The 25,655-nt window shown below is 69.7% G+C and carries 25 protein-coding genes and 2 tRNA genes; 15 read left to right on the top strand and 12 right to left on the bottom strand.

The genetic code is table 11. The features are described 5' to 3' along the window. The first annotated feature begins 4 nt into the window (after positions 1-4). From VF106_RS01370 to VF106_RS01355, 4 genes are all read left to right on the top strand, one after another. Entirely contained in the window at positions 5-4,969 is a 4,965-nt protein-coding gene (locus VF106_RS01370) for an NAD-glutamate dehydrogenase (protein ID WP_330837666.1), read from the top strand. Continuing rightward, positions 4,969-5,397 carry an acyl-CoA thioesterase gene (locus VF106_RS01365; RefSeq protein ID WP_330837665.1) on the top strand — a complete coding sequence of 143 codons (429 nt, stop codon included), beginning with the start codon at positions 4,969-4,971 and terminating at the stop codon, positions 5,395-5,397. The genes VF106_RS01370 and VF106_RS01365 overlap by 1 nt, the downstream gene beginning before the upstream one ends. Positions 5,398-5,472: 75 nt before the next feature. Further along, a complete protein-coding gene (locus VF106_RS01360) occupies positions 5,473-6,108 on the top strand; it encodes a DUF8010 domain-containing protein (RefSeq protein ID WP_330837664.1) in 636 nt (211 codons plus the stop codon). A gap of 44 nt (positions 6,109-6,152) precedes the next feature. Continuing rightward, the gene (locus VF106_RS01355; RefSeq protein WP_330837663.1) at positions 6,153-6,458 is read left to right on the top strand and encodes a hypothetical protein; all 306 of its coding nucleotides are present in this window, start codon (positions 6,153-6,155) and stop codon (positions 6,456-6,458) included. On the opposite strand, the gene VF106_RS01350 is transcribed toward VF106_RS01355, so the two are convergent. The 4 genes from VF106_RS01350 to VF106_RS01335 all read right to left on the bottom strand — a co-directional run bounded on the left by VF106_RS01350 (position 6,459) and on the right by VF106_RS01335 (position 10,046). Next, positions 6,459-7,559, bottom strand: coding sequence for an alpha-amylase family glycosyl hydrolase (locus VF106_RS01350; RefSeq protein ID WP_414638826.1), 1,101 nt, complete (start codon positions 7,557-7,559; stop codon positions 6,459-6,461). It lies immediately after the preceding gene. 52 nt (positions 7,560-7,611) lie between these two features. Next, positions 7,612-8,004: a globin gene (locus VF106_RS01345; RefSeq protein WP_330837661.1), complete on the bottom strand. Its 393-nt coding sequence runs from the start codon at positions 8,002-8,004 to the stop codon at positions 7,612-7,614. Between the two features lie 93 nt (positions 8,005-8,097). Then, complete coding sequence (locus VF106_RS01340; protein ID WP_414638825.1) at positions 8,098-9,078, bottom strand: mechanosensitive ion channel family protein; 981 nt, start codon at positions 9,076-9,078, stop codon at positions 8,098-8,100. Between the two features lie 62 nt (positions 9,079-9,140). Continuing rightward, complete coding sequence (locus tag VF106_RS01335; protein ID WP_330837660.1) at positions 9,141-10,046, bottom strand: LysR family transcriptional regulator; 906 nt, start codon at positions 10,044-10,046, stop codon at positions 9,141-9,143. A gap of 100 nt (positions 10,047-10,146) precedes the next feature. Here VF106_RS01335 and VF106_RS01330 point away from each other — a divergent pair, with 100 nt between their 5' ends. From VF106_RS01330 to VF106_RS01315, 4 genes are all read left to right on the top strand, one after another. Further along, on the top strand, positions 10,147-11,028 hold the full coding sequence (locus tag VF106_RS01330) for an NAD(P)H-binding protein (protein WP_330837659.1): 882 nt from the start codon (positions 10,147-10,149) through the stop codon (positions 11,026-11,028). Between the two features lie 126 nt (positions 11,029-11,154). Further along, on the top strand, positions 11,155-11,790 hold the full coding sequence (locus VF106_RS01325) for an HNH endonuclease (protein ID WP_330837658.1): 636 nt from the start codon (positions 11,155-11,157) through the stop codon (positions 11,788-11,790). 610 nt (positions 11,791-12,400) lie between these two features. Then, on the top strand, positions 12,401-12,643 hold the full coding sequence (ctaJ, locus tag VF106_RS01320) for an aa3-type cytochrome oxidase subunit CtaJ (protein ID WP_330837657.1): 243 nt from the start codon (positions 12,401-12,403) through the stop codon (positions 12,641-12,643). Further along, the gene (locus VF106_RS01315; protein WP_330837656.1) at positions 12,630-13,127 is read left to right on the top strand and encodes a DUF5130 family protein; all 498 of its coding nucleotides are present in this window, start codon (positions 12,630-12,632) and stop codon (positions 13,125-13,127) included. Before ctaJ ends, VF106_RS01315 begins: the two co-directional genes overlap by 14 nt. A gap of 175 nt (positions 13,128-13,302) precedes the next feature. On the opposite strand, the gene pepN is transcribed toward VF106_RS01315, so the two are convergent. Beyond that, entirely contained in the window at positions 13,303-15,864 is a 2,562-nt protein-coding gene (gene pepN / locus VF106_RS01310) for an aminopeptidase N (RefSeq protein WP_330837655.1), read from the bottom strand. Between the two features lie 115 nt (positions 15,865-15,979). Here pepN and VF106_RS01305 point away from each other — a divergent pair, with 115 nt between their 5' ends. After that, complete coding sequence (locus VF106_RS01305) at positions 15,980-16,594, top strand: DsbA family oxidoreductase (RefSeq protein WP_330837654.1); 615 nt, start codon at positions 15,980-15,982, stop codon at positions 16,592-16,594. Between the two features lie 62 nt (positions 16,595-16,656). Further along, entirely contained in the window at positions 16,657-18,078 is a 1,422-nt protein-coding gene (locus tag VF106_RS01300) for an aldehyde dehydrogenase family protein (protein WP_330837653.1), read from the top strand. An 83-nt stretch (positions 18,079-18,161) separates the two neighbouring features. Here VF106_RS01300 and VF106_RS01295 read toward each other — a convergent pair whose 3' ends face one another. Together VF106_RS01295 and VF106_RS01290 are read right to left on the bottom strand one after the other, a co-directional pair. Then, entirely contained in the window at positions 18,162-18,857 is a 696-nt protein-coding gene (locus tag VF106_RS01295; RefSeq protein ID WP_330837652.1) for an MBL fold metallo-hydrolase, read from the bottom strand. 115 nt (positions 18,858-18,972) lie between these two features. Continuing rightward, positions 18,973-19,743, bottom strand: coding sequence for a 2-phosphosulfolactate phosphatase (locus VF106_RS01290; RefSeq protein WP_330837651.1), 771 nt, complete (start codon positions 19,741-19,743; stop codon positions 18,973-18,975). A gap of 27 nt (positions 19,744-19,770) precedes the next feature. Between VF106_RS01290 and VF106_RS01285 the strand changes: the two genes are divergently transcribed. Together VF106_RS01285 and VF106_RS01280 are read left to right on the top strand one after the other, a co-directional pair. Next, positions 19,771-20,241, top strand: coding sequence for a ribose-5-phosphate isomerase (locus VF106_RS01285; protein ID WP_330837650.1), 471 nt, complete (start codon positions 19,771-19,773; stop codon positions 20,239-20,241). Between the two features lie 3 nt (positions 20,242-20,244). After that, positions 20,245-21,045, top strand: a complete 801-nt coding sequence (locus VF106_RS01280; RefSeq protein ID WP_330837649.1) for an Fpg/Nei family DNA glycosylase — start codon at positions 20,245-20,247, stop codon at positions 21,043-21,045. Here VF106_RS01280 and VF106_RS01275 read toward each other — a convergent pair whose 3' ends face one another. After that, entirely contained in the window at positions 21,046-21,834 is a 789-nt protein-coding gene (locus VF106_RS01275; protein WP_330837648.1) for a hypothetical protein, read from the bottom strand. A gap of 105 nt (positions 21,835-21,939) precedes the next feature. Here VF106_RS01275 and VF106_RS01270 point away from each other — a divergent pair, with 105 nt between their 5' ends. Beyond that, on the top strand, positions 21,940-22,470 hold the full coding sequence (locus VF106_RS01270; RefSeq protein WP_330837647.1) for a GNAT family N-acetyltransferase: 531 nt from the start codon (positions 21,940-21,942) through the stop codon (positions 22,468-22,470). Here VF106_RS01270 and VF106_RS01265 read toward each other — a convergent pair. Together VF106_RS01265 and VF106_RS01260 are read right to left on the bottom strand one after the other, a co-directional pair. Next, positions 22,453-22,854: an acyl-CoA thioesterase gene (locus tag VF106_RS01265; protein WP_330837646.1), complete on the bottom strand. Its 402-nt coding sequence runs from the start codon at positions 22,852-22,854 to the stop codon at positions 22,453-22,455. The genes VF106_RS01270 and VF106_RS01265 overlap by 18 nt on opposite strands. Then, on the bottom strand, positions 22,851-23,648 hold the full coding sequence (locus tag VF106_RS01260; protein ID WP_330837645.1) for an SDR family NAD(P)-dependent oxidoreductase: 798 nt from the start codon (positions 23,646-23,648) through the stop codon (positions 22,851-22,853). The genes VF106_RS01265 and VF106_RS01260 overlap by 4 nt, the downstream gene beginning before the upstream one ends. 336 nt (positions 23,649-23,984) lie before the next feature. Here VF106_RS01260 and VF106_RS01255 point away from each other — a divergent pair, with 336 nt between their 5' ends. After that, positions 23,985-24,395: a hypothetical protein gene (locus VF106_RS01255; RefSeq protein WP_330837644.1), complete on the top strand. Its 411-nt coding sequence runs from the start codon at positions 23,985-23,987 to the stop codon at positions 24,393-24,395. A gap of 59 nt (positions 24,396-24,454) precedes the next feature. On the opposite strand, the gene VF106_RS01250 is transcribed toward VF106_RS01255, so the two are convergent. After that, the gene (locus VF106_RS01250) at positions 24,455-24,925 is read right to left on the bottom strand and encodes an NUDIX hydrolase (protein ID WP_330837643.1); all 471 of its coding nucleotides are present in this window, start codon (positions 24,923-24,925) and stop codon (positions 24,455-24,457) included. 458 nt (positions 24,926-25,383) lie between these two features. Beyond that, positions 25,384-25,454, bottom strand: a tRNA-Gly gene (locus VF106_RS01245). Positions 25,455-25,534: 80 nt separating this feature from the next. Here VF106_RS01245 and VF106_RS01240 point away from each other — a divergent pair. Beyond that, a tRNA-Pro gene (locus VF106_RS01240) sits at positions 25,535-25,608 on the top strand. Positions 25,609-25,655 lie beyond the last annotated feature (47 nt).

Below are 25,655 nucleotides of genomic sequence, written 5' to 3'. Positions count from 1 at the left end.
GAAGATGACCTCAACCCGGACCCGTCTTGGCCACCGCAGAACCGGCGTGGCGGAGGATAGCCCCGAGCAGCGCCGGGACGAGCTCATCGAACAGGCCGCCTCCGCCGCGCCGGACATGGCGGACCTCATCCGGCTCTACTATCGGTACCTCCCGCCGGAGGAGATCAACGACACCGATCCCGTCGACCTCGTCGGCATCGTGCGTAGCCACCGCCATCTGGCGGGGCTGCGGGTGCCCGGCCGACCGGCGGTCCGCGTGATCAACCCAGACGCCGAGACCGACGGCTGGCGCACGGCCGGCACGATCGTCCAGCTGGTCACCGACGACATGCCCTACCTGGTGGAGTCCGTCACCGCGGCGCTCGTGCGCAGCGGTCTGCAGGTCCACCGCGTGGTCCACCCGATCGTCGTGGTCAACCGGGACGTCGTCGGCGGTGAGCTCCGCGACATCCTCACCAGCGCCGAGGCCGACGCACCGCCCGCGGAGGCGCTCGCCGAGTCGTGGATGTCCATCGAAGTGGACCTGATCACCGATCAGGACCGCAAGAAGGAGATCACCAACACCCTCAAGAACGTCCTCAACGACGTCCGTGAGGTCGTCGAGGACACCGACCGCATGGCCGGCACCGCCACGACGCTCGCCGAGCAGCTCGAAACCCACCCACCGGTCGACGAGGAAAGGGCCCGCGAGGGCGCCGCGCTGCTCCGCTGGCTCGCCGCGGGCCACTTCACGTTCCTCGGCTACCGCCACTACGAGCTCGTCCGCGACGGCAACCGGCGCGCGCTCAAGGCCGTCCTGGCCAGCGGGCTGGGCGTGCTCCGCCAGGACAGCCTCGCCACCCGCAACCTCACCGCCGGGCCGGACGCCGACGTCGACGCCAACTCACCCGATCTGCTGATTCTCACCGAGGCCAGCGCGCCGTCGAGCGTCTACCGCTCGACGTTCCCCTACTACGTCGGCGTGAAGACGTTCGCCGAGGACGGCACCGTCACCGGCGAGCACCGCTTCCTCGGCGTCTTCACGATCAACGCGCTGCACGAGGACGTCCTGGACATCCCGGTCGTCGGCCGCCGCGTCCTCGAGGTGATCCACCGCGCCGGCTTCCCGCTGGAGTCCTACACCGGGCAGAAGATGCTCGAGGTCATCCAGAACTGGCCGCGTTCGGAGCTGTTCTCCACCAACGCGGACACGCTGTACCAGACGACGACGGGCGTGATCGCGCTCGCCGACCGGCGCCGCCTGCGGCTGTTCCTGCGCCGCGACCCGTACCGCCGGTTCTTCTCCTGCCTCGTGTTCACCCCACGCGACCGGTACACGACGACCTCGCGCATCGCGATGCAGAACGTCCTCATCGACGAGCTCGGCGGCACCCACGTCGAGTTCTCCACCCGCATCGGCGAGACCTCGTTCGCCCAGGTCCACTTCACCGTGCACACGGACCCGGACGCGCCGCCGGCCGACATGGACGTCAACCGCATCCAGGAACGGCTCACCGAGGCCGTCCGGACCTGGGACGACCGGCTCGTCGAGGCCGTGTTCGCCGAGCAGCGGGACAAGGTCGAGACCGGCGTGCCCCGTACCGGCGACCAGCTGGTCACCGTCGGCGCCGAGTCCGCGAACGAGCAGGGCCAGCGGTTCGCGAGCGTGTTCCCCGAGGCGTACAAGGAGGACTTCTCCGCACTGGAGGCGCTCACCGACCTGCGTCGCCTCGAAGGGCTGCGCACCGAGGGCGACCTCGACATGTCCTTCTACCGCAGGGACAACGCGAAACCTGGGGAGCGTCGCGTCAAGCTGTACCTGGCTGGCGAGGGCGTCACGCTGTCCCAGATGCTGCCGGTGCTGCAGTACATGGGTGTCGAGGTCGTCGACGAGCGGCCGTACGAGCTGCACCGCGAGGACGGCACCCGCTGGTGGATCTACGACTTCGGGCTGCGGGTCGACCCGGCGGTGGTCGAGGACACGACACCAGAACAGCAGCAGCGCCAGCGCACGCTGTTCCAGGACGCGTTCCGCGCGATCTGGCGCGGCGACGCCGAGTCCGACCGGTTCAACGCGCTCGTCCTGCGTGGCGGGCTCGCCTGGCGGCAGGCGGCTCTGTTGCGTGCCTACGCGCGCTACCTGCGGCAGGCCGGGGTCCCGTTCGACCAGGGCGACGTCGAGTCCGCGGTGCTCGACCACACGGGCGTGGCCACGGCTCTCGTGCGGCTCTTCGAGACGCGCTTCGACCTCCGAACGCCAGACGACATGCGCGCCCGCGAGCTGGACACCCAGGTCGTCGAGCTCACCAGGATGATCGACGAGGTCACCAGCCTCGACGCGGACCGGGTGCTGCGCAGCCTGCTGGCCCTGATCAGGGCCACGCTCCGCACGAACTACAACGTCCGGGACGAGCAGGGCCAGCCTCGCTCCTACCTCGCGATCAAGCTCGACCCGGCCCAGGTCCTCGACCTGCCGGAGCCGAGGCCGCGGTTCGAGATCTTCGTGTACTCGCCCCGCGTCGAGGGCGTGCACCTGCGGTTCGGCCCGGTCGCCCGTGGCGGCCTGCGATGGTCGGACCGCCGCTCTGACTTCCGCACCGAGATCCTCGGTCTGGTCAAGGCCCAGGCGGTCAAGAACGCGGTCATCGTGCCGGTCGGCGCCAAGGGCGGCTTCGTCGTCAAGCGCCCACCGGCCCCGACCGGAGACCCTGGCAAGGACCGCGAGACCTACCTGGCCGAGGGCATCGGGTGCTACCGCATGTTCATCTCGGGGCTTCTCGACCTGACGGACAACCTCCGGGGCGGGGAGGTGGTGCCGGCCCGGGACGTGGTCCGCTACGACGCCGACGACACCTACCTGGTCGTCGCGGCGGACAAGGGCACCGCCACGTTCTCGGACATCGCCAACGAGGTCGCCGCCAGCTACAGCTTCTGGCTGGGTGACGCGTTCGCCTCCGGTGGCTCGGTTGGCTACGACCACAAGGCCATGGGCATCACCGCCAGAGGCGCGTGGGAGAGCGTCAAGCGGCACTTCCGTGAGCTCGGCGTGGACACCCAGACCGAGGACTTCACGGTCGTCGGCGTCGGTGACATGGCCGGTGACGTGTTCGGCAACGGCATGCTGCTGTCCGAGCACATCCGGCTGGTCGCGGCGTTCAACCACATGCACGTGTTCCTCGACCCGAACCCGGACGCGGCCGTCTCCTACGCCGAGCGCCGCCGCCTGTTCGAGCTGCCGCGCTCCAGCTGGGACGACTACGACCGGTCGCTGATCAGCGAGGGTGGCGGCGTGTGGCCACGTACGCTCAAGTCGATCCCGATCAGCGAGCAGGCACGGATCTCACTCGGCCTGGAAGAAGGCGTCACGAAGCTCTCCCCGCCGGAGCTGATCAAGGCGATCCTGCTGGCCCCGGCGGACCTGCTGTGGAACGGCGGCATCGGCACCTACGTGAAGGCGAGCACCGAGACACACGCCGACGTCGGCGACAAGGCCAACGACGCGGTCCGCGTGAACGGCGCCGACCTGCGGGTCATGGTGGTCGGCGAGGGCGGCAACCTCGGCCTGACCCAGCGCGGCCGTGTCGAGTTCGCGCGTGCGGACGGCAAGGTCAACACCGACGCGCTCGACAACTCGGCCGGTGTCGACTGCTCCGACCACGAGGTCAACATCAAGATCCTGCTGGACCAGCTGGTCACCGGCGGTGTCCTGGCCAAGGAACAGCGCAACGAGCTGCTCGCCGAGATGACCGACGAGGTCTCGGCACTGGTGCTGGCCGACAACTACTCCCAGAACGCGGTGCTCGGCGTGAGCCGGGCCCACTCGAAGGAGATGCTGACCGTACTGGCCCGCCTGGTCACCGACCTGGAGGAGAACTCCGGGCTGGACCGCTCGCTGGAGGCGCTGCCGACGAAGGCCCAGTTCCGCGACATGGACAAGCGCGGCGACAACCTCACCTCGCCCGAGCTGGCCACGTTGCTCGCGCACGTGAAGCTGCGGCTCAAGCACGAGATGCTGACCTCCGAGCTGCCCGACGCGGACGTGTTCGCCAGGCGCCTGCCCGAGTACTTCCCGACCCAGCTGCGTAAGCGCTTCTCCGACGCCGTCCCCCAGCACCCGCTGAGCCGCCAGATCACCACCACGCTGGTGGTCAACGAGGTCGTCGACGGCGGCGGGGTGTCCTACGCGTTCCGGCTGGCCGAGGAGATGAACGCGTCCGCGACCGACGCCGTGCGCGCGTTCGCCGCGGTCACGAAGATCTTCGACCTGCCGGCGCTGTGGCGGCAGATCCAGGCACTGGACAACATCGTGCCGACCAACATCGCCGACCACATGACCCTGGAGTCCCGGCGCCTGCTCGACCGGGCGTCCCGCTGGCTGCTGTCGAACCGGCCGCAGCCGCTCGCGGTCGGCGCGGAGATCAACCGGTTCCACGACGTCGTGGCGGAGCTCGTGCCAGAGGTGCCGAAGCTGCTGCGGGGCGCGGAACGGGACTCGGTCGAGAAGGAGATGCACAAGCTCGTGGTGGAGGCCGTGCCGGAGGACCTGGCACGACAGGTCGCCTCGCTGCTGGACTGCTACCCGCTGCTGGACGTGATCGAGGTGGCCGAGCTGGCCGACCGGGACTCGCTCGACACCGAACGCAGCCCCCGGGAGACCGCGGAGCTGTACTACGCGCTGTCCGACCACCTCAGCATCGACTCGATGCTGACGTCGATCAGCGCGCTGGAGCGGGGCAACCGCTGGCACGCGCTCGCGCGGCTCGCGTTGCGGGACGACCTGTACAGCTCGCTGCGGGCGATCACGCTCGACGTGCTGCGCCAGAGCGACCCCGGCACCACGGCCGACGAGAAGATCGAGAACTGGGAGCGGTCCAACGCGCGGCGCATCAACCGGTCGCGTGAGTCGCTCGAGGAGATCCGCAGCGCGGGCAGCCCCAACCTGGCGACACTCTCGGTGGCGACCCGACAGGTGCGCAGTATGGTTCGCTAGTGGGTGTCTTCATCGCCGAGGTTCGGCCGCGCTGGTCGGACATGGACGCGTACGGTCACGTCAACCACGCCAGAACCGTGACGCTGCTGGAGGAAGCGCGTCTCGCGCTGCTCTTCGACGAGGGCAAGCGGCAGGGTGCCGGCGGCATGGCGGGCGGACTCGTCGTCGCGCGGCTCGTCGTCGACTACCACGCTCCACTGGTCGCGGACGGACACGTGGTGCGGGTGGCGATGTCGGTGCGCGAGATGCTGAACGCGTCCTTCACCCTGGACTACACGATCCACAGTGGACCGCTGGAGACCGACCTGGTGGCGGCGACGGCGCAGACCCGGCTCGTGCCGTACGACACGGCCAACAGCCGACCGCGCCGGCTCACCGAGAACGAGCGGGACTTTCTCGCCGCGTATCGCATTGGGAGTAGGGCATGAGCTGGCCGGACCGCCTTCCCAGGACGACTCGGCGAATGCCCTGCTGCCGAACGGAGAGAGGCAGATCGACACAGCATGCCTGAGCTGAGCTTTGCCGATCCGTCCGAGCGGGACGACCTCGGCGCCTTCGCGGCTCGTGCGGTCCGCCTGGACGGCCAGACCGTGGTCCGCCTGCGCAACCGCGACGGCGGCCGGGTCGACGCCTGGGTGGCGACCCCGTTCGACGTGCTGGCCACCAGGACCGTGCTCGGCAGCGTCGAGCCGGGTGACGTGACCGTGTCGGGCAACGAGCTGCTGGCCGCGCTCGCGGTGTCCAGGGCCGACCGCATCGACCCTGGCCCGGTGCTGGACCTGCAGTGGCGTTCCGCGTTACCGCCGCAGGCCCACTGGCAGGTCGTCGAGGAGCAGCTGCCGGCGAAGATCGTGGCGGACCTGACCGAGCGGGGGCTCACGGTGGCGCGGGAGAACGTCGGCCCGCAGGGCACCCCGCCCGCGTCGCTGCTGGACCAGACCGTGCTGACGGTCTCCGGCGACGGTCTCGAGGTGAAGATCCCCATGCGGTGCCTGTTCGCCATGTCCGGCATGGGTTTCCTCGGTGCCGGCGACGACGAGCACGTGCGGATCACGGCGACCGACGCGTGGTTGCGCATCGACGCCCGGTTCGGCGCGGTGGTCCGCCGGCGGCATGCTTTGCTGCCGCTACTTGTCTGAGCGAAGTTCGCTGAGCGAACGTCGTTCTGTGGTTCCATAGCGGAGTGAGCGAGCCAGAGGACCCGGCACGACGGTTCCTGGACCAGACGGTGCCCAAGCACGACGAGTGGGAGGGCCGGGAACCGGTAGACGGCCCGGCGCGACCACGGCACATCCAGCGCCCCAGCGTGCCGGCGGCGCCGCTCGCGCCGCTGTCGCCGAAGGAACGGCGCAAGAACGCCATCACCAGCGCGGCGTGGACTGTCGGCCCGGCCGCCGCGTTCGCCGCGGGCGCCGCCCTGTCCGACGACGACGGTGTCGACCCAGACCCGGACCCGGGCGGCTTCGGCGACGTCGGCAGCGGCCTGTAGCTACACCAGCCAGGCCGCGGTGTTCGGTGGCAGATGGTCACCCGCGAGCGGGCCGCTCGCCAGCAGCAGCTCACCGGAGGGCAACGGCACCGGGGTGTCGGCCGCGTTGAGCACACACACGAGGCCACTGCCCTTGCGCCGGTAGGCGAAGCACCCCGCGGGGGCGCCGTACCACTCCAGATCGACACCCGAGAACGCCGGATGGGTCCTGCGTAACTCGAGGGCCTGCCGGTACAGCGACAGCGTCGAGTCGGCGTCCTCCAGCTGCCGCTCCACCGTCAGCTTCGCCCAGTCGGACGGCATCGGCAGCCAGGTCGACTCGTTGGCGGAGAACCCGAACGGCGGCTCCGCTCCCTCCCACGGCAACGGCACCCGGCTGTCGTCCAGGTCCGGCAGCCCCAGCTCCTCGCCGTTGTACAGGTACACGACCCCGGGCAGCCCCAGCTCGACCAGCGCCATCGCCCGTGCCCGCTGTGCGCCGACGGCGCCGTCACCGTATCGGGTGGCCTGGCGGACGGCCTCGTGGTTGGACAGCGTCCACGTCGGCGGCACACTCGCCATGGCCGCGGCGTCCAGCGACGCGTCGATCGACGTGCGCAGCGTCACCGCCTCGAACGCGGCCAGCAGCAGCCGGAAGTTGACGCCGAGGTGCAGCTCGTAGGGCCGAGGGTACGTGTCGTCGGTCGGCCAGAACTCGCCGATCGCCATCGTGCCCGGGTACTCGTCGAGGACCTGGCGGACCAGCCGGTGTGTGTCCGGCACGCCGCGGTCGTCGACGCGGAACCCGTCGACGCCGTGGTCCAGCCAGAACCGCAGCTCGGGTTCGACGTCGTGGTAGGTCGGCAGGTCGATCGTGACCTTGATGCCCTCCGCGTGCGCCTCGCTGACGAGCCCGTCGATCGCGTCGACGTCGATGGGGGTGGTCGGTTCCAGCGTCAGCCACAACGCGTCCACGCCGAGCAGCTCGAGGTAGCCGAGCCGTTCCCGGACGCCGTCGAGGTCGCCGACGCCATCACCGTCGGCGTCGGCGAACGATGGCACGTACACCTGGTAAAAGGTCGCGCGCTGCCACCACGCGGAGGTATCTCCGGGTCTTCCCAATGTCGGCCGTCCTGCTAGTCATCGAGGCACCGACGGGGAAACCACGTCGCGCCTAGGCCCAGCTGTTCATCAAACTGTTGGCGGCCATTTCCAGGTACCCCCACAGCTGGCGCCGATGATGATCCGACAACGCGGCTTCGTCTACCGCTATTCGCATGCATCGCAGCCACGCGTCGCGCTCAATCGGCCCAATCGAGAACGGTGCGTGGCGCATTCGTAGCCGGGGGTGGCCTCGGCGGTCCGAGTAGGTGTGCGGACCGCCCCAGTACTGCATCAGGAACATGCGCAGGCGTTCCTCGGCAGGCCCCAGGTCCTCCTCGGGGTACAGCGGGCGCAGCACCTCGTCCTTCGCGACCTCCTCGTAGAACCGGCCGACGATGCGGTGGAAGACCGCCTCACCGCCGACGGAGTCGTAGAAGCTCGTTGCTTCCTCAGGTGTCGCCACAGATCTGTCTGCCTCTCTCCGTTCGGCGGCAGGGCGTTCGGGTGGTCGTCCTGGGAAGGCGGTCCGGCCAGCTCCTGCCCTCCCATCCTGCCATTACTCGGAAGTGCCGAAGCCACGCACGACCGGACCCTGGATGCCGGCCTCCTCGAAGGCGCCCATGATGTGGGCCCGCAGCGACCGCTGCACCGCCCACTGCCGGCCGGGGCGGGTCTTCACGGTGACCCGCAGCATGATGCCCTCGGCGGCCGACACCCGCTCGACACCGAGGACGTCCGGCGGCTCGAGCACGTCATCGGACACGGGCTCGTTGTCGGTGACCTGGGTGGCCACCCGGTCGATGACCTCGGTGGCCTGCTCGACGTCGGCGCCGTAGCCGATGGGCACGTCCACGACCGCGACCGCGAAGCCCTGGCTGGAGTTGCCGACCCGCAGGATCTCCCCGTTGCGGACGTACCAGACGGTGCCGTTGACGTCCCGCATGGTGGTGATCCGCAGGCCGACGGCCTCGACGGTGCCCGACGCCTCACCGACGTCGACGACGTCACCGACGCCGTACTGGTCCTCCAGCATCATGAACACGCCGGAGAGGAAGTCCTTGACGACGTTCTGCGCACCGAAACCGATGGCCACGCCGAGGATGCCGGCGGAGGCCAGCACGGGCGCGAGGTTCACCCCCAGCTCGGCGAGGATCATCATGAACGCGGTGCCGAACACGATCACCGACGTGATCGACTTGAAGACGGACCCGATGGTCTTGGCCCGCTGGGCGCGCCGTTCCGACAGGATCGAGCCGAGTGCCTGCGGTGCCCGCTCCTTCAGCGGCCGCAGCAGCGCGGGGATCCTGCCGCCGCCGTTCGCCTTGGTCAGCCGGTCGATCAGGCGCCGGGCAACGAGCCGGATGATGATCGCGATGACGAGGATCAGCAGGATCGAGAGCGGCTTGGCGATGAGCCAGTTGGCCGAGGAGGCGAGCCACTGGTTTCGGGTCAGCTCGTAGACGGATTTGCACCAGTCGTCGGTGTCCGCACAGTCCGTCAGTTCGACGTTCAGCTGCCCCAGAACAAGTGGTGTCACGGGGGCGACGATAACGATTCGGTCCCGGACGCCGGTGAGCGGAGCGCCTGGTGTGACGAAGGTTATGTAGCCACGGGACTTGGTGTTTCTCTTACGGCGTAGGCACTTGCCGCCACCTCGATGGCCGCGCGGATGAACGCGGCGACGGCCGGGGAGTGGGAGTCCTGAGGCCAGGCGACGGTGAGCGTGGCCGGCTCCAGGTCGCTGACGGGCAGGTACACGATGCCCGGCCGGCGGTAGCGTTCCGTCACCGACGTGGGCAGGAAGCAGACGATGCTGCCCAGCTCGACCAGCTTGAAGATCTGTGTCAGGTCGGAGACGGGACCGTGGGTGGCCGCCCTGGTGGTCGGACCGGTCGAGTAGCCCTGGTCGGCCGGCGCGCCGTCGGGGAGGCTCCTGCCGGCCAGATCCGCGAGGCGCAGGCCCGTCTGGGCGGCGAGGGGGTCGTTGGCCGCCAGCGCGACCAGGCGGGGCTCGGTCAGCAACGGCTCGAAGTCCAGGCCGCGCTCGTCGAACGGGGTGGGCAGCAGGGCCACGTCCGCCCGGCCGTCACGGAGTTGCCTCGGCTGCTCGTGTCGGCCGCCGAGCAGCAGCTCGACCGGTAGCGCGCCGTCCTCGACCTCGTACGTCTCGATGATCTTCGGCAGCAGGCCGGCGTCATGGTCGGCCTTGAGCGCGAGCCGCAGGCGGGGGTCCGGGCGGCCGGCGTGCCTGGCCCGCCGGTCCGCCGCCGCGACCGCGTCGAGTGCGGTCCTGGCGTCCCGCAGGAACACCGCCCCGGCCGCGGTCAGCGTGACCTGGCGCGTGCTGCGTTCGAGCAACTGGACGCCCAGCTGGCGTTCCAGGTCCCGGATCGCCCTGGACAGCGGCGGCTGCGCCATCGAGAGCCGCTCGGCCGCGCGTCCGAAGTGGAGCTCTTCGGCGACCGCGACGAAGTAGCGGAGCTGCCGCGTCTCCAGGTCATTCATATCGCCAGGGTATCAATGGCGACCGAGCCGGTCCTTCAGGTTCGTGGCCGTCCCGCATTGACTTGGTGACGTCAAGATCCCCTACCACCTCGGAGTTCTCATGATCGTCGTCACCACGCCGACCGGGCAGATCGGCCGGCGGGTACTCGACCACCTCCTCGACAGCGGCGAGCCGATCCGCGTGGTCGCCCGCGATCCCGCCCGCCTTCCCGACCACGTGCGTGCGCGGGTCGAGGTCGTGGAGGGTTCGCACGGCGACCTGGCCGTCGTCACCGAGGCTTTCGCGGGCGCCGACGCCGTGTTCTGGCTCGTCGCCGCGGACCCTCGCGCCGAGAGCCTGGAGGCCGCCTTCCTGGACTTCACCCGACCGGCCTGCGACGCCCTCAAGAACCAGGGGGTCGCGCGGGTGGTCGGCGTGTCGGCCCTCGGGCGCGGAGTCGCGCGGGACGCCGGGCACGTGTCGGCCTCGCTGGCCATGGACGACCTGATCGCCAGCACGGGCGTGAGCTACCGGGCGCTGGCGATGCCCTCGTTCATGGACAACCTGCTGTGGCAGGTCGAGTCGATCAGCAACAACGGCGTGTTCTTCGGACCGGTCTCCGGTGACCGCAAGGCGCCGACCTGCGCCACCCGCGACATCGCGGCCGTCGCCGCCCGGTTGCTCCTCGACTCCACGTGGGACGGCGTGGCCGACGTGCCGGTACTCGGCCCGGAGAACCTGTCCCAGAACGACCTGGCGGAGATCATGTCCGACGTGCTCGGCCGGCCGGTCCGCTACCAGCGGGTCCCCATGGACGCCTTCCGCGCGACGCAGATCGAGCACGGGTGGTCCGAGGCGATGGCGCAGGGCATGGTCGACATGATGGCGGCCAAGGAAGCGGGCCTCGACAACGCGGAGCCGCGCACGCCAGCGGCCACCACGCCGACGACCTTCCGCCAGTGGTGTGAGGAGGTGCTCAAACCCGCTGTACAGGGTGTCTGACCAGCGCCGGCAAGGTCATTTTGATAACTGATCCACCACAGTGGCCGGACACGTTACACAACACACGTGCGTTCAGGGGGTGATGTGTGATCTGCTAACACTGCCAGATCTGGTGGAGGTGGTCGCGTGCCCGACCGACATCCGACTCCGATCGGCGCCGCCCGAGGGCCGGCGTCGCGGGCGTCCGTGCGCCCGCAACCCGTTTCGTCGGATGTCGGCGCGCCTGAGCCGGCAAATGGGCCCCCGTGGGGCAAGCGCCGTGTCCTCCTGCTGAACACCACGTTCGAGCCGCTGACCGCGTTGCCGTTACGGCGCGCGGTCGTGCTCGTGGTGTGCGGGAAGGCGGAGGTGGTCCACGGCGACCCCAGCGGGATCGAGCTGCACTCCGCGTCCGACAGCGTCGTGGTGCCCTCGGTGATCCGGCTCGCCACCTACGTTCGCGTGCCCTACCGCGCGCGGGTGCCGCTGACGCGGGCCGGGCTCATGCACCGGGACCGTCACCGTTGCGCCTACTGCGGAGGGCGGGCCGAGACGATCGACCACGTCATCCCGCGCAGTCGGGGCGGGGAGCACACCTGGCAGAACTGCGTGGCGTGCTGTGTGAAGTGCAACCACCGCAAGGCGGACAAGCTGCTGTCCGAGCTCGGCTGGCGCCTTCGGGTGGTCCCGAGAGCGCCGCGTGGCATGCACTGGCGTCTGCTGGCCGGCGTCGTGGACACCGACCCCCAGTGGCTGCCCTACCTGGGTGAACCGGCCGCCTGACCGGTTTCCGGCTCAGGAAGCGGTGACCCGTGTCCCGGCCGTGACCCGGGTTCCACGCGTGACTCGCGTGCCCCTCGTGACGCGCGTACCGGCGGTCACGCGCGTGCCCCTGGTGACCCTCGTACCACGCGTGACCCTGGTCCCCGCGGTGACGCGCGTCCCCCTCGTGACCCTCGTGCCTCGGGTGACCCGGGTGCCGGCGGTGACGCGCGTACCTCGGGTAACGCGGGTGCCGAGCAGCGCACACTCGTCCGAATGGGTGACGACCGTCGGGGTGATGATCTGCATGACGGGAACTCCTCGGCGATACGGGCACGGAGCGTGCCGGGGAAGGGACCGCAAGGGCCGTACAGGTGAAAGCTATGGCCTAAAACTGTAGCCGACAAGACATGAAGAGTGACGATGCGATGTCAGTCAGTGAGAAGCGGCCGTTCGTCCCTGCCGCTTCGACCGACTGCATGAGTGCGACGTCACGCACGCGGCCGAGTGTCAGTACTCGGGTGATGCTGGGTAGTGTGTCGCGCGTGAGCGGAGCTTGCGGAGCGAACCATCAGCGCCACGACCAGCGCCCGGCCTCTCGGAGCCTGCGAGGAGAGGGCGAGGTGTGGTCGTGAGTGTCGTGCAGACCCTTCTCATCTACGCTGCGATTCCCGGTGCCATTTACGGGCTCGTCGCGCTGTTGACGTTGCGGGACAAGTTCGCGCGGGCGCCGAGGTACCGGCCGGGGCAGCCGTGGGACTACCCACCGGTGTGGTGGACCGCGAACCCGGCGGGGGCCGAGGCCTCCGCCGTGCCAACCGGCGGCGGCAAGCCGCGCCGCACGGCCAAGGGAGGCGCTCGTGGCAGCTGGTGAGGTCGTACTGCATGGCAGGCCCGGCGACGTGCTCGACGAGGACGTCGAACACGGCCACGCCGCGGTGGTGACGTTGAGCGGCCGCGTGTCGGTCGCCAAGGAGTTCCACCCGGCCAAGCCGGAGCTGCCGTTCAACTCGGTGCAGCTGGCCCGGCTCGACGAGGCACTCACGCTGTCGGCCCGCACCACGGGCCTCGGCTTCAGCGTCTACGTCGGTGCGCTGGGCGAGGACACCCGCGCGACGGCCGAGTCACTGCACGCGGAGTCCGGCGACACCGCCGCGGCCGCGGTGCTGATCGCCGTCTCGCCCGGCCAGCGGAAGGTCGAGGTGGTGACGGGCGCCGACTCGTCGCGCCGCCTGCCCGACCGCGCGTGCAACCTGGCCGTGATGAGCATGGTCGCCTCCTTCAAGGAGGGCGACCTCATCGGCGGCCTGGTAAGCGGCCTCCGCATGCTGACCGACCAGGCCGGCCCGAAACACTGAACAACGCAAAGCGCCGCAGGCTTGTGGGCCTGCGGCGCTTCCGCGTGTCCAACACTCCAGACCCGCGTGTCCAACACTCCAGACCGGTGAGTTCAACAAATCGCGAGAACTCGATATGTTGAACTCACCGGTCTCTGGTGTTGGACACGCGGGTCGTGGCGGTTGGACTCGCGGGTTATTGGGCGTCGAACTGGCGGGCGGCCAGTGCGCGGAGGATGCCTGCTCGGCCTTCTGTGACCAGGCGGCGTAGGGCCGGTGGGTGGGACTCGTCGGCCAGCCACTCGTCCGACGCGGCCACCGTCGACTCCGCCACCGCCCACGACGGGTACAGGCCCAGCGCCACCGGCTGTGCGCGCTCGCTCGACCGGCGGGCCCACACCTCCGCCACGTCCGCGAAGTACCGGGACACGTACGGCGCCAGCAGTTCCTTCTGCGCCGGGTGCGAGAAGCCCGCGATGATCGCCTCGTTGATGGCGTTCGGCAGCTCGTCGTCGTGCACCGCGCGTCGCCAGGCCTCCGCCTTCACGTCGGCCACCGGACGCAGGGCACGGGCTCGCTCCGCCTGGCGGCGGCCCGTCGCGGTCGGGTCGGCCGACAGTGCCGCCTCGATCTCATCCTCCGTGGCCGCGTCGTGGGCCACCAGTGCGTGCAGCAGCCGCCACCGCAGGTCCGTGTCGACCACCAGGCCCGGCAGCGACGCCGAACCGTCCAGCCAGCCACGCAGCACGGCGATCTGTGCCTCGGTCAGCACCGAGCCGGTCAGCGCGTTCACGAACGCCAGCTGCTGGTCCGACTCCGTCGCCGGGTCCGCCGCCAGCTCGAACAGCCGCTCGGTGAACATCTCCCACCCGGTCGGCGCCCACGCCGGGTCCCCGTACGAGTTGATCGCCGTCTGCGCCTGCAGCAGCAGCCGCTGCACGACGCCGACCTCGGTTTCCGCCGGCAGCCCCTGGGACACGAGCTTCACGAAGTCCCGCGCCTTCAGCTCCGCCTCGCGGGTCATCTCCCACGCCGCCGACCAGCACAGCGTGCGCGGCAGCGGTTCGACGATGTCACCGATGCGGTCCACGAGCGTCGCGAGCGAGTCCGGGTCGAGCCGCATCGTGCAGTAGCTGAGGTCGTCGTCGTTGACCAGCACCAGCTTGCCGCGCGACACCCCGACCAGCGACGGCACCGGCGTCTGTTCGCCGGTCACGTCCAGCTCCACGCGGTGCGTCCGGACGATCTTCCCGTTCTCCTCGTCGTACACGCCGACGGCGACCCGGTGCGTGCGCAGCTCGCCGGCGCCCGGCTTCGCCCCGCCCTGCGTGATCGCGAACGAGGTGAACCGGCCGTCGTCGTCGACCGAGAACACCGGGCGCAACGGGTTCAGGCCGGTCGTCTCCAGCCACTGCGCGCTCCACCACGACAGGTCCCGCCCCGACGCCTCCTCGAGCGCTCCGAGCAGGTCGGCCAGCGTCGCGTTGCCCCACGCGTGCTTGGCGAAGTACACCCGCAGCCCGGACAGGAAGTGCTCCTGCCCCACGTACGCCACGAGCTGCTTGAGCACCGAAGCGCCCTTCGCGTAGGTGATGCCGTCGAAGTTGACCTCCACGGCCTGCACGTCCGGGATGTCCGCGGCCACCGGGTGCGTCGACGGCAGCTGGTCCTGCCGGTAGGCCCACGACTTCTCGATGTTCGCGAAGCTCGTCCACGCGTGGCGGTACTCGGTCGCCCCGGCCTGTGCCAGCACGCTCGCGAACGTGGCGAACGACTCGTTCAGCCACAGGTCGTTCCACCACCGCATGGTGACCAGGTCGCCGAACCACATGTGTGCCAGCTCGTGCAGCACGGTCTCGCACCGGCGCTCGTAGGCGTACCGGGTGACCCTGCTGCGGAAGACGTAGTCCTCGAGGAACGTCACGCAGCCCGCGTTCTCCATGGCGCCGGCGTTGAACTCCGGCACGAAGCACTGGTCGTACTTCTCGAACGGGTACGGCACGCCGAAGTTGCGGTGGTAGAAGTCGAAACCCTGCTTGGTCTCGGTGAACAACCGCTCGGCGTCCATGTGCTCGGCGAGCGACGCGCGGCAGTACAGGCCGAGCGGGATCGTGCCGTGCTCGTCGGAGTACTCGTCCCGCCACTGCGCGTACGGCCCGGCCACGAGCGCGGTCACGTACGTCGACATCCGTTTCGTGGTCTGGAAAACGTGACGGACCGCACCGGTGGGCTCTGGCTCGCTCGCCTCGAGCGGCGAGTTCGAGATCACCGTCGAGTCCCGCGGCGCGATCACCGTGAAGCGGAACGTCGCCTTCAGGTCCGGCTGGTCGAAGCAGGTGAACATCCGCTTCGCGTCGGCCGTCTCGAACTGCGTGTACAGGTAGACGCCGCCGTCCACCGGGTCGACGAACCGGTGCAGGCCCTCCCCGGTGTTCATGTACCGGCAGGTCGCGTCGACGACCAGCTCGTTCTCCTCCGCGACCGACGGCAGCGCGATGCCGTCGTCCTCGCGGTAGGCGGACACGTCGAGCGGTGTGCCGTTCAGCGTCGCGCTCTCGACCGACGTGGCGACCAGGTCGATCCACGTGTCCGCGCCGGCCTCCCTGCTCGCGAACCGCACGGTCGTGACCGATCGGAACGTGGTGTCGCCGGGCTTGCCGCCGCCATCCGTGATGTCCAGCTCGACGTCGTAGGACCGCACGTCCAGTAGCGCGGCACGCTGGTGTGCATCGTCACGGGTCAGGTTGGGCGGAGCCACTGGTCACCTCAGCTGTTCGGTACTGACAATCCTGTTCAACGCATCCAATCACTCAGCGGTGCCGTTTGGCCCGCCAGGCGGGAAGAACGGCAACAAGTCCGTCGTTTCCACCGGCATGACCACATCGAGCAAGACGAAGATCGATTTCTACTTCGACCCGTTGTGCCCGTTTGCCTGGATCACCTCGAGGTGGATTCTCGAGGTCGAGAAGCAGCGCGACGTCGACCTCCGCTTCCGCGTGATGAGCCTCGCGGTGCTGAACGAGGGTCGCGACCTGCCCGAGTCCTACCAGGAGCTCATGACCAAGGGCTGGGGCCCGGTGCGCGTGGCGATCGCCGGCGCACAGAACCACGGTGAGGAGGTTCTGCGCGACCTGTACACCGCGATGGGCACCCGGATCCACAACCAGGGCAACAAGGACTTCGACGTGGTCATCAAGGAGGCGCTCGCCGAGGTTGGCCTGCCGGAGGAGCTGGCAGAGGCCGCGCACACCGACGAGTTCGACGCGGCGCTGCGCAAGAGCCACCACGAGGGCATGGACCCCGTCGGCATGGACGTCGGCACGCCGACCATCCACGTCGACGGCGTCGCGTTCTTCGGTCCGGTGCTGACGTCGATCCCGAGGGGCGAGGACGCGCTCAAGGTGTTCGACGGCACGGTCGCGCTGGCGAGCTTCCCGAACTTCTTCGAGCTGAAGCGCACTCGGACGGGTGAGCTGTCCTTCGACTGAGCAAGGCGGATGTGACAGGCTGAGGAGCGAACCCGATGAGCGTGTCACATCACGGAGGACCGATGGCCGCCCCTACCGTCCAGCCCCACCACTTCGTCAACGGCACGTTCGCCAACGGGGACGGGGAGCGGATCGACGTCGTCAACCCGACGACGGAGGAGATCATCGCGGCGGTGCCGGCGGGCACCGCCGCCGAGGCCGACGCGGCGGTCGCGGCCGCCGCATCGGCGTTCGAGAGCTGGGCGGCCACCCCACTCGCCGAGCGGGTCGCGGCCGTCCAGCGGATCAACGACGGCCTGCGGGAACGCGCCGCCGAGCTGGCCGCGACGATCGTCGCCGAGGTCGGCACCCCCATCACGTTCGCGTCGAAGGTGCAGGTCACCAATCCCGTCGGCATCACGGCCGGCGTGCTGGCGGCGGTCGAGGCCGGCGCGCTCGACCCGGTGACGGTCGGCAACTCGACGATCGTGCGGGAGCCGATCGGCGTGGTCGCGGCCATCACCCCGTGGAACTTCCCGCTCCAGCAGATGGTCGCCAAGGTCACCCCGGCCCTGGTCGCGGGCAACACCGTCGTGCTCAAGCCGAGCGAGGTCGCCCCGCTGACCGCCAGCCTGCTGGCACACATCATCGCCGACGCCGGGCTGCCGGCCGGCGTGTTCAACATGGTCCACGGCACCGGCCCGGTGGTCGGCGAGGCGCTGGCCGCGCACCCGCTCGTGGACATGGTGTCGTTCACCGGCTCGACCCGCGCTGGCCGGCGCGTGGCCGCCGTCGGCGCCGAGACGGTCAAGAAGATCGCACTGGAGCTGGGTGGCAAGTCCGCGTCGGTCGCGCTGGCCGACGCCGACATCGTGCGGGCCGCCAAGATCACCGTGGCCAACTGCTTCATGAACAACGGGCAGGCGTGCAGCGCGCTCACCCGGCTGCTGGTGCCCGCCGACCGGCACGACGAGGCGCTCGAGGCGGCCGCCGCCGCGGCCGCGAAGTACGTGCCGGGCGACCCGGCCCTGGAGTCCACCCGGCTCGGGCCCGCGGTGTCGGCGGCGCAGCGGGACCGTGTGGTCGGCTACATCCGCAAGGGCGTCGAGGAGGGCGCCACGCTGGCGGCAGGCGGCCCGGACCCGGTGGAGGGCAAGGGTTTCTTCGTCCGCCCGACAGTCTTCGGCAACGTGAAGCCGGACATGACGATCGCGCAGGAGGAGATCTTCGGCCCGGTCCTGTCGGTCCTGCCCTACAGCGACGAGGCCGACGCGGTCCGCATCGCGAACGGGACCCAGTACGGGCTCGCGGCTGGCGTGTTCGGCGCCGACGTCGACCGGGCCAAGGCCGTGGCCGGGCAGCTGCGCGCGGGCCAGGTGGACATCAACGGCGCGATGTTCAACACCAGCGCGCCGTTCGGCGGTTTCAAGCAGTCCGGCAACGGCCGCGAGTTCGGCCGCTTCGGGCTTGAGGAGTTCACCGAGCTGAAAGCCGTCCAGATCTGACCGCGCCTCGCCCGCTCATCGCACGCTCCGAGCGGGCGGTCGTCGGTCAGGTGCCTGATGGTTCGCTCCGCAAGCTCCGCTCACTAGCGCATTCTGGCCAGCTCGTCACGTTGTCTTCGCACGAAGCCGACGTCCACCGGATCGCCGTGCCCCGGCACGACGATCGCGGGGTCCAGCGCGATGATCGCGTCGAGCGCCGCCGGCCAGTCGGACACGTGCGAGTCCGGCCCGATCGACGGCGGCGCGCCCTGCTCGACGAGGTCACCCGCGAACACCACGGCGACGTCCGGCACGTGCACGATCACATCGTGGTCGGTGTGTGCCGGACCGGGGTGGATCAGCGTGACCGTGCGTCCGCCAAGGTCCAGCAGCACCGACGAGTTGATCACCTCGTTCGGCGCGACCAGCTTGGCCGAGGCCAGGCGGTCGGCCTGCTCGCCCTTGCCCTCGGAGCGGTAGCGCGCCGACCACGCCCGCCGCTGCATGTCGCCTTCGGCCAGGATCACCGCCCGGCACCGCTCGTGCGCGATCACCGGAGCCGGTAGGAACGCCTTCGTGCCGAAGAAGTGGTCGAAGTGCGCGTGCGTGATCACCACCGACCACGGCAACGGCGTCACGAACCGCACCGCCGCCGCCATCGAGGCGCCGTGCAGTTCGTCCGTGCCCGTGTCGATGACCAGGCAGTGGGTGTCGCCCACCACGAGTCCGAGCGTCTGGTCCAGCTCGGCGTAGCGGCGCGCGTAAACGCCGTCCGCGACCTCCAGCCACCGGCCGCTCATTCCGCCCCCTCGCCCGCTCCGTGGCACCGGAACGCTCCGCAGGCTCCGCTCCACCGGCGCCCTCCGCGTTCGAGGCGGCGGCCTGGATACCGATGATTCGCTCCGCAAGCTCCGCTCATTGCTCGTACACACCGTCGGTCAATACCGGGACGGCCGTGCTGACGTCGATCTCGGTGGCCAGCGCCACGTCCTTGGGCACACCGGCGACCGCCAGCTCACGCCCGGAGATGGAGTCCGTCACCAGCTCCGCCACCTGCGCGGTCCGGTAGGTGAGCGCCGCCAGCGTCGCTTCCGGTGACGGCGTGGTCCGCCCGGTGATCGCGGCCACGATCGCGCCCGCGCCCAGGTAGTCCTCGATCGCCGGCCGCAGCGTGTCGCCGTTCTTCCACCGCTCGCCGGCCGCGACCACACCGATCGGCCCGTCCCCGGCCAGTTCGACGGCTTTCGCGGCCACCGCCGACGCGTTGCGCAGGCAGCCGGCCAGCACGGTCGCGCCTGACTCGGCGGCCGCGGCGGACAGGTGCGAGCCGTTGGCGGAGCTGATCGCGAGGAAGGTGCCGGCCGGCACGCTCCCCGCCAACGAGGACGGTCGTAACGTCCAGCCGGGGTCGCTCGTCGCGGTCGGCTGGCCGGCCAAGTTGACGAGGCCCGTGGGAATCAGCGTCGCGCCGGCGGCCCCCGCCACCTCGGCCGCGCGTTCGTCCCGCCAGGGCAGCGGAAGTACCCGCGCCCCCTGCTCGACCGCGACGTTCACCGTGGTGCTGAACACCAACACGTCCACGATGACCAACACCGCGCAGTGCGGGCCGAGCGCGCGTACACCGTCCAGGCCCCACTCGACGCGAAGGTCGAAGCCGTCCTGTTCGAAGACCGTCACCGGGCACATGCTTCCAGAACTGGCAGAATGCCCGACGTGCGTGTCTACCTGGGTTCCGACCACGCCGGCTTCGAGCTGAAGGCGCATCTCGTCCAGCACCTCCCGAGCGTCGGCCACGAGGTCGTCGACGTGGGTCCGGCCGTCTACGACGCCGAGGACGACTACCCGCCCTACTGCGTCGAGGCGGCCCGCCGCGTGCTCGCCGACGAAGGCAGCCTCGGCGTCGTCATCGGCGGTTCCGGCAACGGCGAGCAGATCGCCGCCAACAAGGTGCCCGGCATCCGTGCCGCCCTCGCCTACGACCTCAACACCGCGCAGCTGGCCCGTCAGCACAACGACGCCCAGGTGCTCGCGATCGGCGGCCGGATGCACAGCCTCGAGGACGCCACGGCCATGGTCGAGACGTTCCTCGCGACGCCGTTCTCCGGCGACGAACGCCATGCCCGGCGCATCCGGATGCTGGCCGAGTACGAGCGCACCGGCGAGCCGCCGGCGCTCCCGGGCTGAGCCGTGCCGGAAGGGCACACGCTGCACCGCCTCGCACGGCTGCACCAGAGGCGGTACGGCAAGCGTCCCGTGCTCGTCACGAGCCCGCAGGGCCGGTTCTCGTCCGCGTACGTGGACGGGCGGGTGCTGCTGCGTGCCGAGGCCTACGGCAAGCACCTGTTCCACGTGTACGGGCCGGACGCGATCGTCCACGTGCACCTGGGTCTGTACGGCGCGTTCGCCGAGCAGCCGCTGCCGACCACGCTGCCGGTCGGGCAGGTGCGGATGCGCATGGTGGGACAGACCCACTGGACCGACCTGCGCGGGCCGACCCGCTGCGAGGTGCTGAACACCGCGGAGCGTAAGGAGTTGCTGTCCCGACTGGGGCCGGATCCGTTGCGCCGCAACGCCGATCCGGCCGTGGCGTTCGCCAGGATCACCAGGTCGGCGCAGCCGCTCGCGGCGCTGCTGATGGAGCAGAAGGTGCTGGCCGGGGTCGGCAACGTGTACCGGGCCGAGTTGTTGTTCCGGCACAACGTGAACCCGTTGCTGCCCGGGCGTTCGGTCACCGAGTCGCTGTGGTCGGCGATGTGGACCGACCTGGTGGCGCTGATGAAGGACGGCGTGCGCAAGGGCCGCATCGACACGGTCCGCGACGAGCACCTGCCGCACGTGATGGGCAGGGCCCCGAGGGTCGACCGTCACGGCGGCGAGGTGTATGTCTACCGGCGCACGGACCAGCCGTGCCTGGTGTGCGGCACGCCGATCCGCAAGTCGGAGCTCGCGGCACGCAACCTCTACTGGTGCCCGACCTGCCAGGCCTGATCAGAACCCGCCGAAGTCGCCGCCACCGAAGTCGCCGCCGCCGCCCCAGTCACCGCCGCCGCCGTAGTCACCACCACCGGCGTCCCCGTAGTCGCCGCCGGCGTCACCACCGGCGTCGCCGCTCTCCATGGCGTCGGCCTGCCCGGCGTCGTAACCGGCCTCCCACGCGCCAGCGTCCGGGATGCCGTACATCCCCGAGAACATCGCGCTGAACAGCAGCATCGACCCGACGCCCCAGGCGCCGGCGACGAGCGCCGGCTTCCACCACGGCTCGCTGTACCAGCCTTGAGGCACAGGGCGGCCCGCCACGCGGCCACCGGGGTAGTAGTACGGCGTGTTGTCGCCCGCCCCGGGTGAGGCGGCGTAGTCGCGGCCCTCGACGCTGACGTTGCGGTCCTCGGTGACCTTGCCGGCCCGCTCGCGCTCCGCGTCCTCCGGCAGGTCCGGTCCGGGGTCAAGGCCCATGACGAGGCGGGCGGCACGCACGTAGTACAGGCCCTCCAGGGCGGTCTTGGTGACCAGCCGGGCCTGCTCGATCGTGGTCGCCTGCTCCATCTGCGAACCGGCCGCGTTGTAGCGCTCGGAGGCGTCGGCGAGCGCCTGCTTCGACGGCTCGTCCGTGCCGACCAGGTTCATCACCTGCCCGCCGAGCCGCTCCACCCACCGCCTGGCCTCGGCCTTGGCGTCCTCGAGCCGCTGTTGCTTGGCGTTGGCCTGGTTCTTCATGTAGGTCGCGCCCAGCGCGACCACCACGAGCACCAACACCACGAAGATGATCGTCCCGGTCATCGCACAACCTTCCGCAAAATGCCCTTGCCCGGACAACGGGGACGCTACGCCCGGAGTTCCATGGTCCGTGTGTGGTGGGGCGCTGGTCTGACCTATGGTGTCGGCATGGTGTTGCCGAGGGGAGTCGGCGCACCGCTGCTCGTGAGGGACGCGAACCCCGCCGACGCGGCCGCGATCGGTGAGGTTCACGCCGAGGCGTGGCGGGTCGCGCACCGCGACCTGTTCGACGGGCACTGGTTGCGCAGGTTGGTGGAGGAGCGCCGGCAGGGCTGGGCGGACGAGATGGCCGGCCGGACGTTCGAGCGGAACACGCTGCTGCTCGCGGAGCGCGGCGACCGCGTCGTGGCGTTCGCGTACTTCGGTCCGCAGGAGCTGTCGGACGCCGAGGTCTTCGACCTGTATGCGCACCCGTCGGTGTGGGGCAGCGGGGTGGCGTGGACGTTGATGGACGCGGCGTGGGACCAGATCGTCGAGGCGCGGCTCCGCCGGGTGCGGGCGTGGACGGTGGCGGGCGCCAACCGCGCCAGGCACTTCTACGAGTCGTTCGGCTTCAGCACGACGGGCCGCCGACGCGAACGCGACTTCGGTGACGGCCGCCCCGTGCTGGAAGTCGAGTACCTACGCACTACTCGATAACGCGGCCCGGATGTCGTCCGGGATTTCCAGCTTGCTCAGCGTCGACGGGTCGACGAACACGTGCCGGATCTCGCCGTCGGCCACCAGCCGGTCCCCGACCCGGAACTCCGGCTGGACGATCATGCTCGTGGTCCCGAGATGCTTGACGGGCATGGCGATGTCGAGCAGGTCGTCGAACCGCGCCGCGGCCCGGTACCGGATGGTGGCCTCGGCGACCACGACGTCCACCCCACGCGTGACCATGTCCTGGTAGAGCCCGATGCGATCCCGCCACAACTCGGTGAGGGCGACGTCGTAGTAGAAGAGGTAGTGACCGTTGAAGACGACGCCCTGCTGGTCACACTCGCTGTACCGCACCCGCAGCCGGTGGACGAAGACCGTCACCGCTTGTCCACCGAGCCGTCGGCGAGTTGGTGGGACACCTGGTCGGCCCCGACCAGCCGGTTGAGCGCGGCTGCCGCCTGAGGCGCCAACTGCCCGAAGACGACCCCGGCCCGCATGACGGGGTCGGCGACGTCGATCTCGGCCCGGTCGTTCCTGATGGCCTTGACCACGGCAGCCGCCACGTCAGCGGGCGACTTGGGCCGAAACCCGGCGGGCAGCGCGATGTCCTTGCTGGCCTCGTGAAACATCCCGGCGTCCCCGATAGGGCCGGGGTTGACGCAGGACACGCCCACCCCGCGCGGCCCCCAGTCCTGCCGAAGCGCGAGGGCGAACCCACGCAACCCGAACTTGGTGGCGTTGTAGAGCGAGGAAACGGGATTGGCGGTCTTCCCGGACAACGACGAGATGAACACCACGTGCCCCTGTCCGCGGGCCAGCATCCGCTCCCCGAGCAGCCGCGCGAGCGTGACCGGCGCCCGCAGGTTGACGTCCATGACACGGTCCAGCTGCTCCAGGGAGTACTCGGTCAGCTCACCGGTCCCCGGCACCCCGGCATTGGCGACGAGGATGTCGACGTCCTGCCCGATCTCCACGATCCGCTGAAGATCCTCCCGCCGAGCAAGATCAGCCACCACGGCCGTGCCCTCGACCTCCCCAGCGAGCGCGTCGAGCACCTCCGCCCGCCGCCCGGTGACCGTGAGCACACACCCCTCAGCGAACAACCGCCGCACGATGGCCTGCCCAAGCCCACCCGTGGCCCCGGTGACAAGAACGGACCGCCCGCGAAGTTCCATGGCCGGATGGTAGTGCGCCGAGGTCGCCGCTCGTGTCACCGAGTGCCGCCCCATCGCCCGGTCAGCCCGCCGGAATCTCGATCAAATCGCAATTGACGCCCATTTTTCAATGGATCATTTCGTGCTCTTGTGATCTCACTTGCCAACCTGGTATCCATATTTCGTCGCGTCGGACAGCGAGCGCTGGTGGGACCCCCGGCATTCAAAGCCAAGGGCGGATGCTCGCAACTGCGTCGACGGGGGAGGATATGAGTAGGGTTATGTCAATTTGACCTGTTCCGCGGTGTGCGACAACGCGCGCTGGTTGTCGCGCGCCCATTTTCCGAAGGAATTGATATGTTCACGCGTAGGAACGTTGTCATCACATTTTTCGTGTTGCTCCTCGGCGGTATGTTCGCCGCACCCGCGGCGAGCGCCGCTCCGGTTGACGTGGCGCCCCTGAGCTGTTCACATGCATGGACGGACGCCGACCCGTCCTCCGGCCTGCTCGTGCGGGGCACCGACGCGCGACTCAGACAAGCTCCGCACTTCAATTCCTGTGAGATCTTCGGCCTGATCCAGCCGAGCCACAGGGTCGATTTCCACTGCTGGGCCTTCGGTGACACCTCAAGCGGCATAAGCACATGGACCCACCTGCGCGTCCTCAGTGGCCCGAACGTGGGTAAGCAGGGATGGGTGCACGATTCCCTGCTGGTCGGCAACGGCAGCAATTCCTCCTGCTCCGGCCGAGCGGCCGACAAACCGTAGCGAGTACTGAATGTGGAGCCTCTGGGGCCGTGTCACCAGAGGCTCCACTGTGGTCAGGACTACGAGTAGTACGGCTCTGTTCGACCGTCGATGCCGTGGCGGATGCGAAGACGGATCGAAGGGTGGATGTCGAGCACGTCCAGCTCCTCAGGCGCCACCCACAGCACCTCGCTACTCTCGTCACTGGTGCGCGGCTCACCCCCTGTTGGCTCAGCGCGAAAACAGACGGAGAACTCCTGCCGAACCTCACCGTCGGTGAACTCGATCACATGCTCGGGGTCGCTGTAGACGCCGAGCATCCCCGTGACCTCGACCGCGACGCCGGTCTCCTCTATGACCTCCCGCCGCACCGCCTGCGTGAGCGTCTCGCCCAGTTCGAGCGCCCCACCGGGAATGGCATACAGATCGTTGTCCGTGCGCCGAATCAGCAGAACCCGCCCGGCCACGTCCCGAACAACCGCGGTAACCGCGACAACGATGCTGTTGGCGGCCGGTGCGTCCAAACTGCGATAGTGATCGATCCGCGCCATACCAAGTGCCTACCACGGCCGCCCACAGATCGACGCCCAAGAAGCACAGCGCCGGCGCTGCACATGTGTCCAACCGCTTAGAACAAGCAGTAAGACACCTGTGCCACCTGCACGCATGATCGCCAAGGGGCGGGATGACTTCCGCCGCTGATCTGGCACGGATCTGGCACGAACGCGCTTGAGCGGAGGACAGACGAGCGCGACGGGCGCAGAGGTGGAGCGTCGGGCATCCGGACGGGGTCCCGGGGGCGGAGTCCGCCGGGCAGGGTGTGGGCGAGTGAGCTGGGCGGGCGCACTCGGGAGCACGCAAGCGCGACTCGCGCAGAGGTGGAGTGTGGAGCACCGGGACGGGGGTCCGGGGGCGGAGCCCGCCGGGCGGGGTGTGGGGGCCGCGCCCCCACAGTGATGGCGAGTGAGCAGGGCGAGCGCACTCCGCGAGCAGGGGACACCCACGAACGAGCGGGTGACGGGAATCGAACCCGCATGACCAGCTTGGAAGGCTGGGGCTCTGCCATTGAGCTACACCCGCGTGCACCGCAACTGAAGGCGGCGCGCAGACAGCCTAGCGTGTCGCGATACTCTGTGTCCGTTGTCCCCGCCGTGGGGCGGCGGGCTGTGGCGCAGTTTGGTAGCGCATTCGCTTTGGGAGCGAAGGGTCGCAGGTTCAAATCCTGTCAGCCCGACTCGACTCTGGGAGGACTCTGTCCGCGGTTGCGGACCGGGTCGTCTC

The organism is Actinophytocola sp. (genome assembly GCF_036378875.1).
GTDB lineage: Bacteria > Actinomycetota > Actinomycetes > Mycobacteriales > Pseudonocardiaceae > Actinophytocola.
The sequence above is the reverse complement of the archived record's forward strand: the minus strand, read 5'-3'. Positions and strand labels throughout refer to the sequence as shown.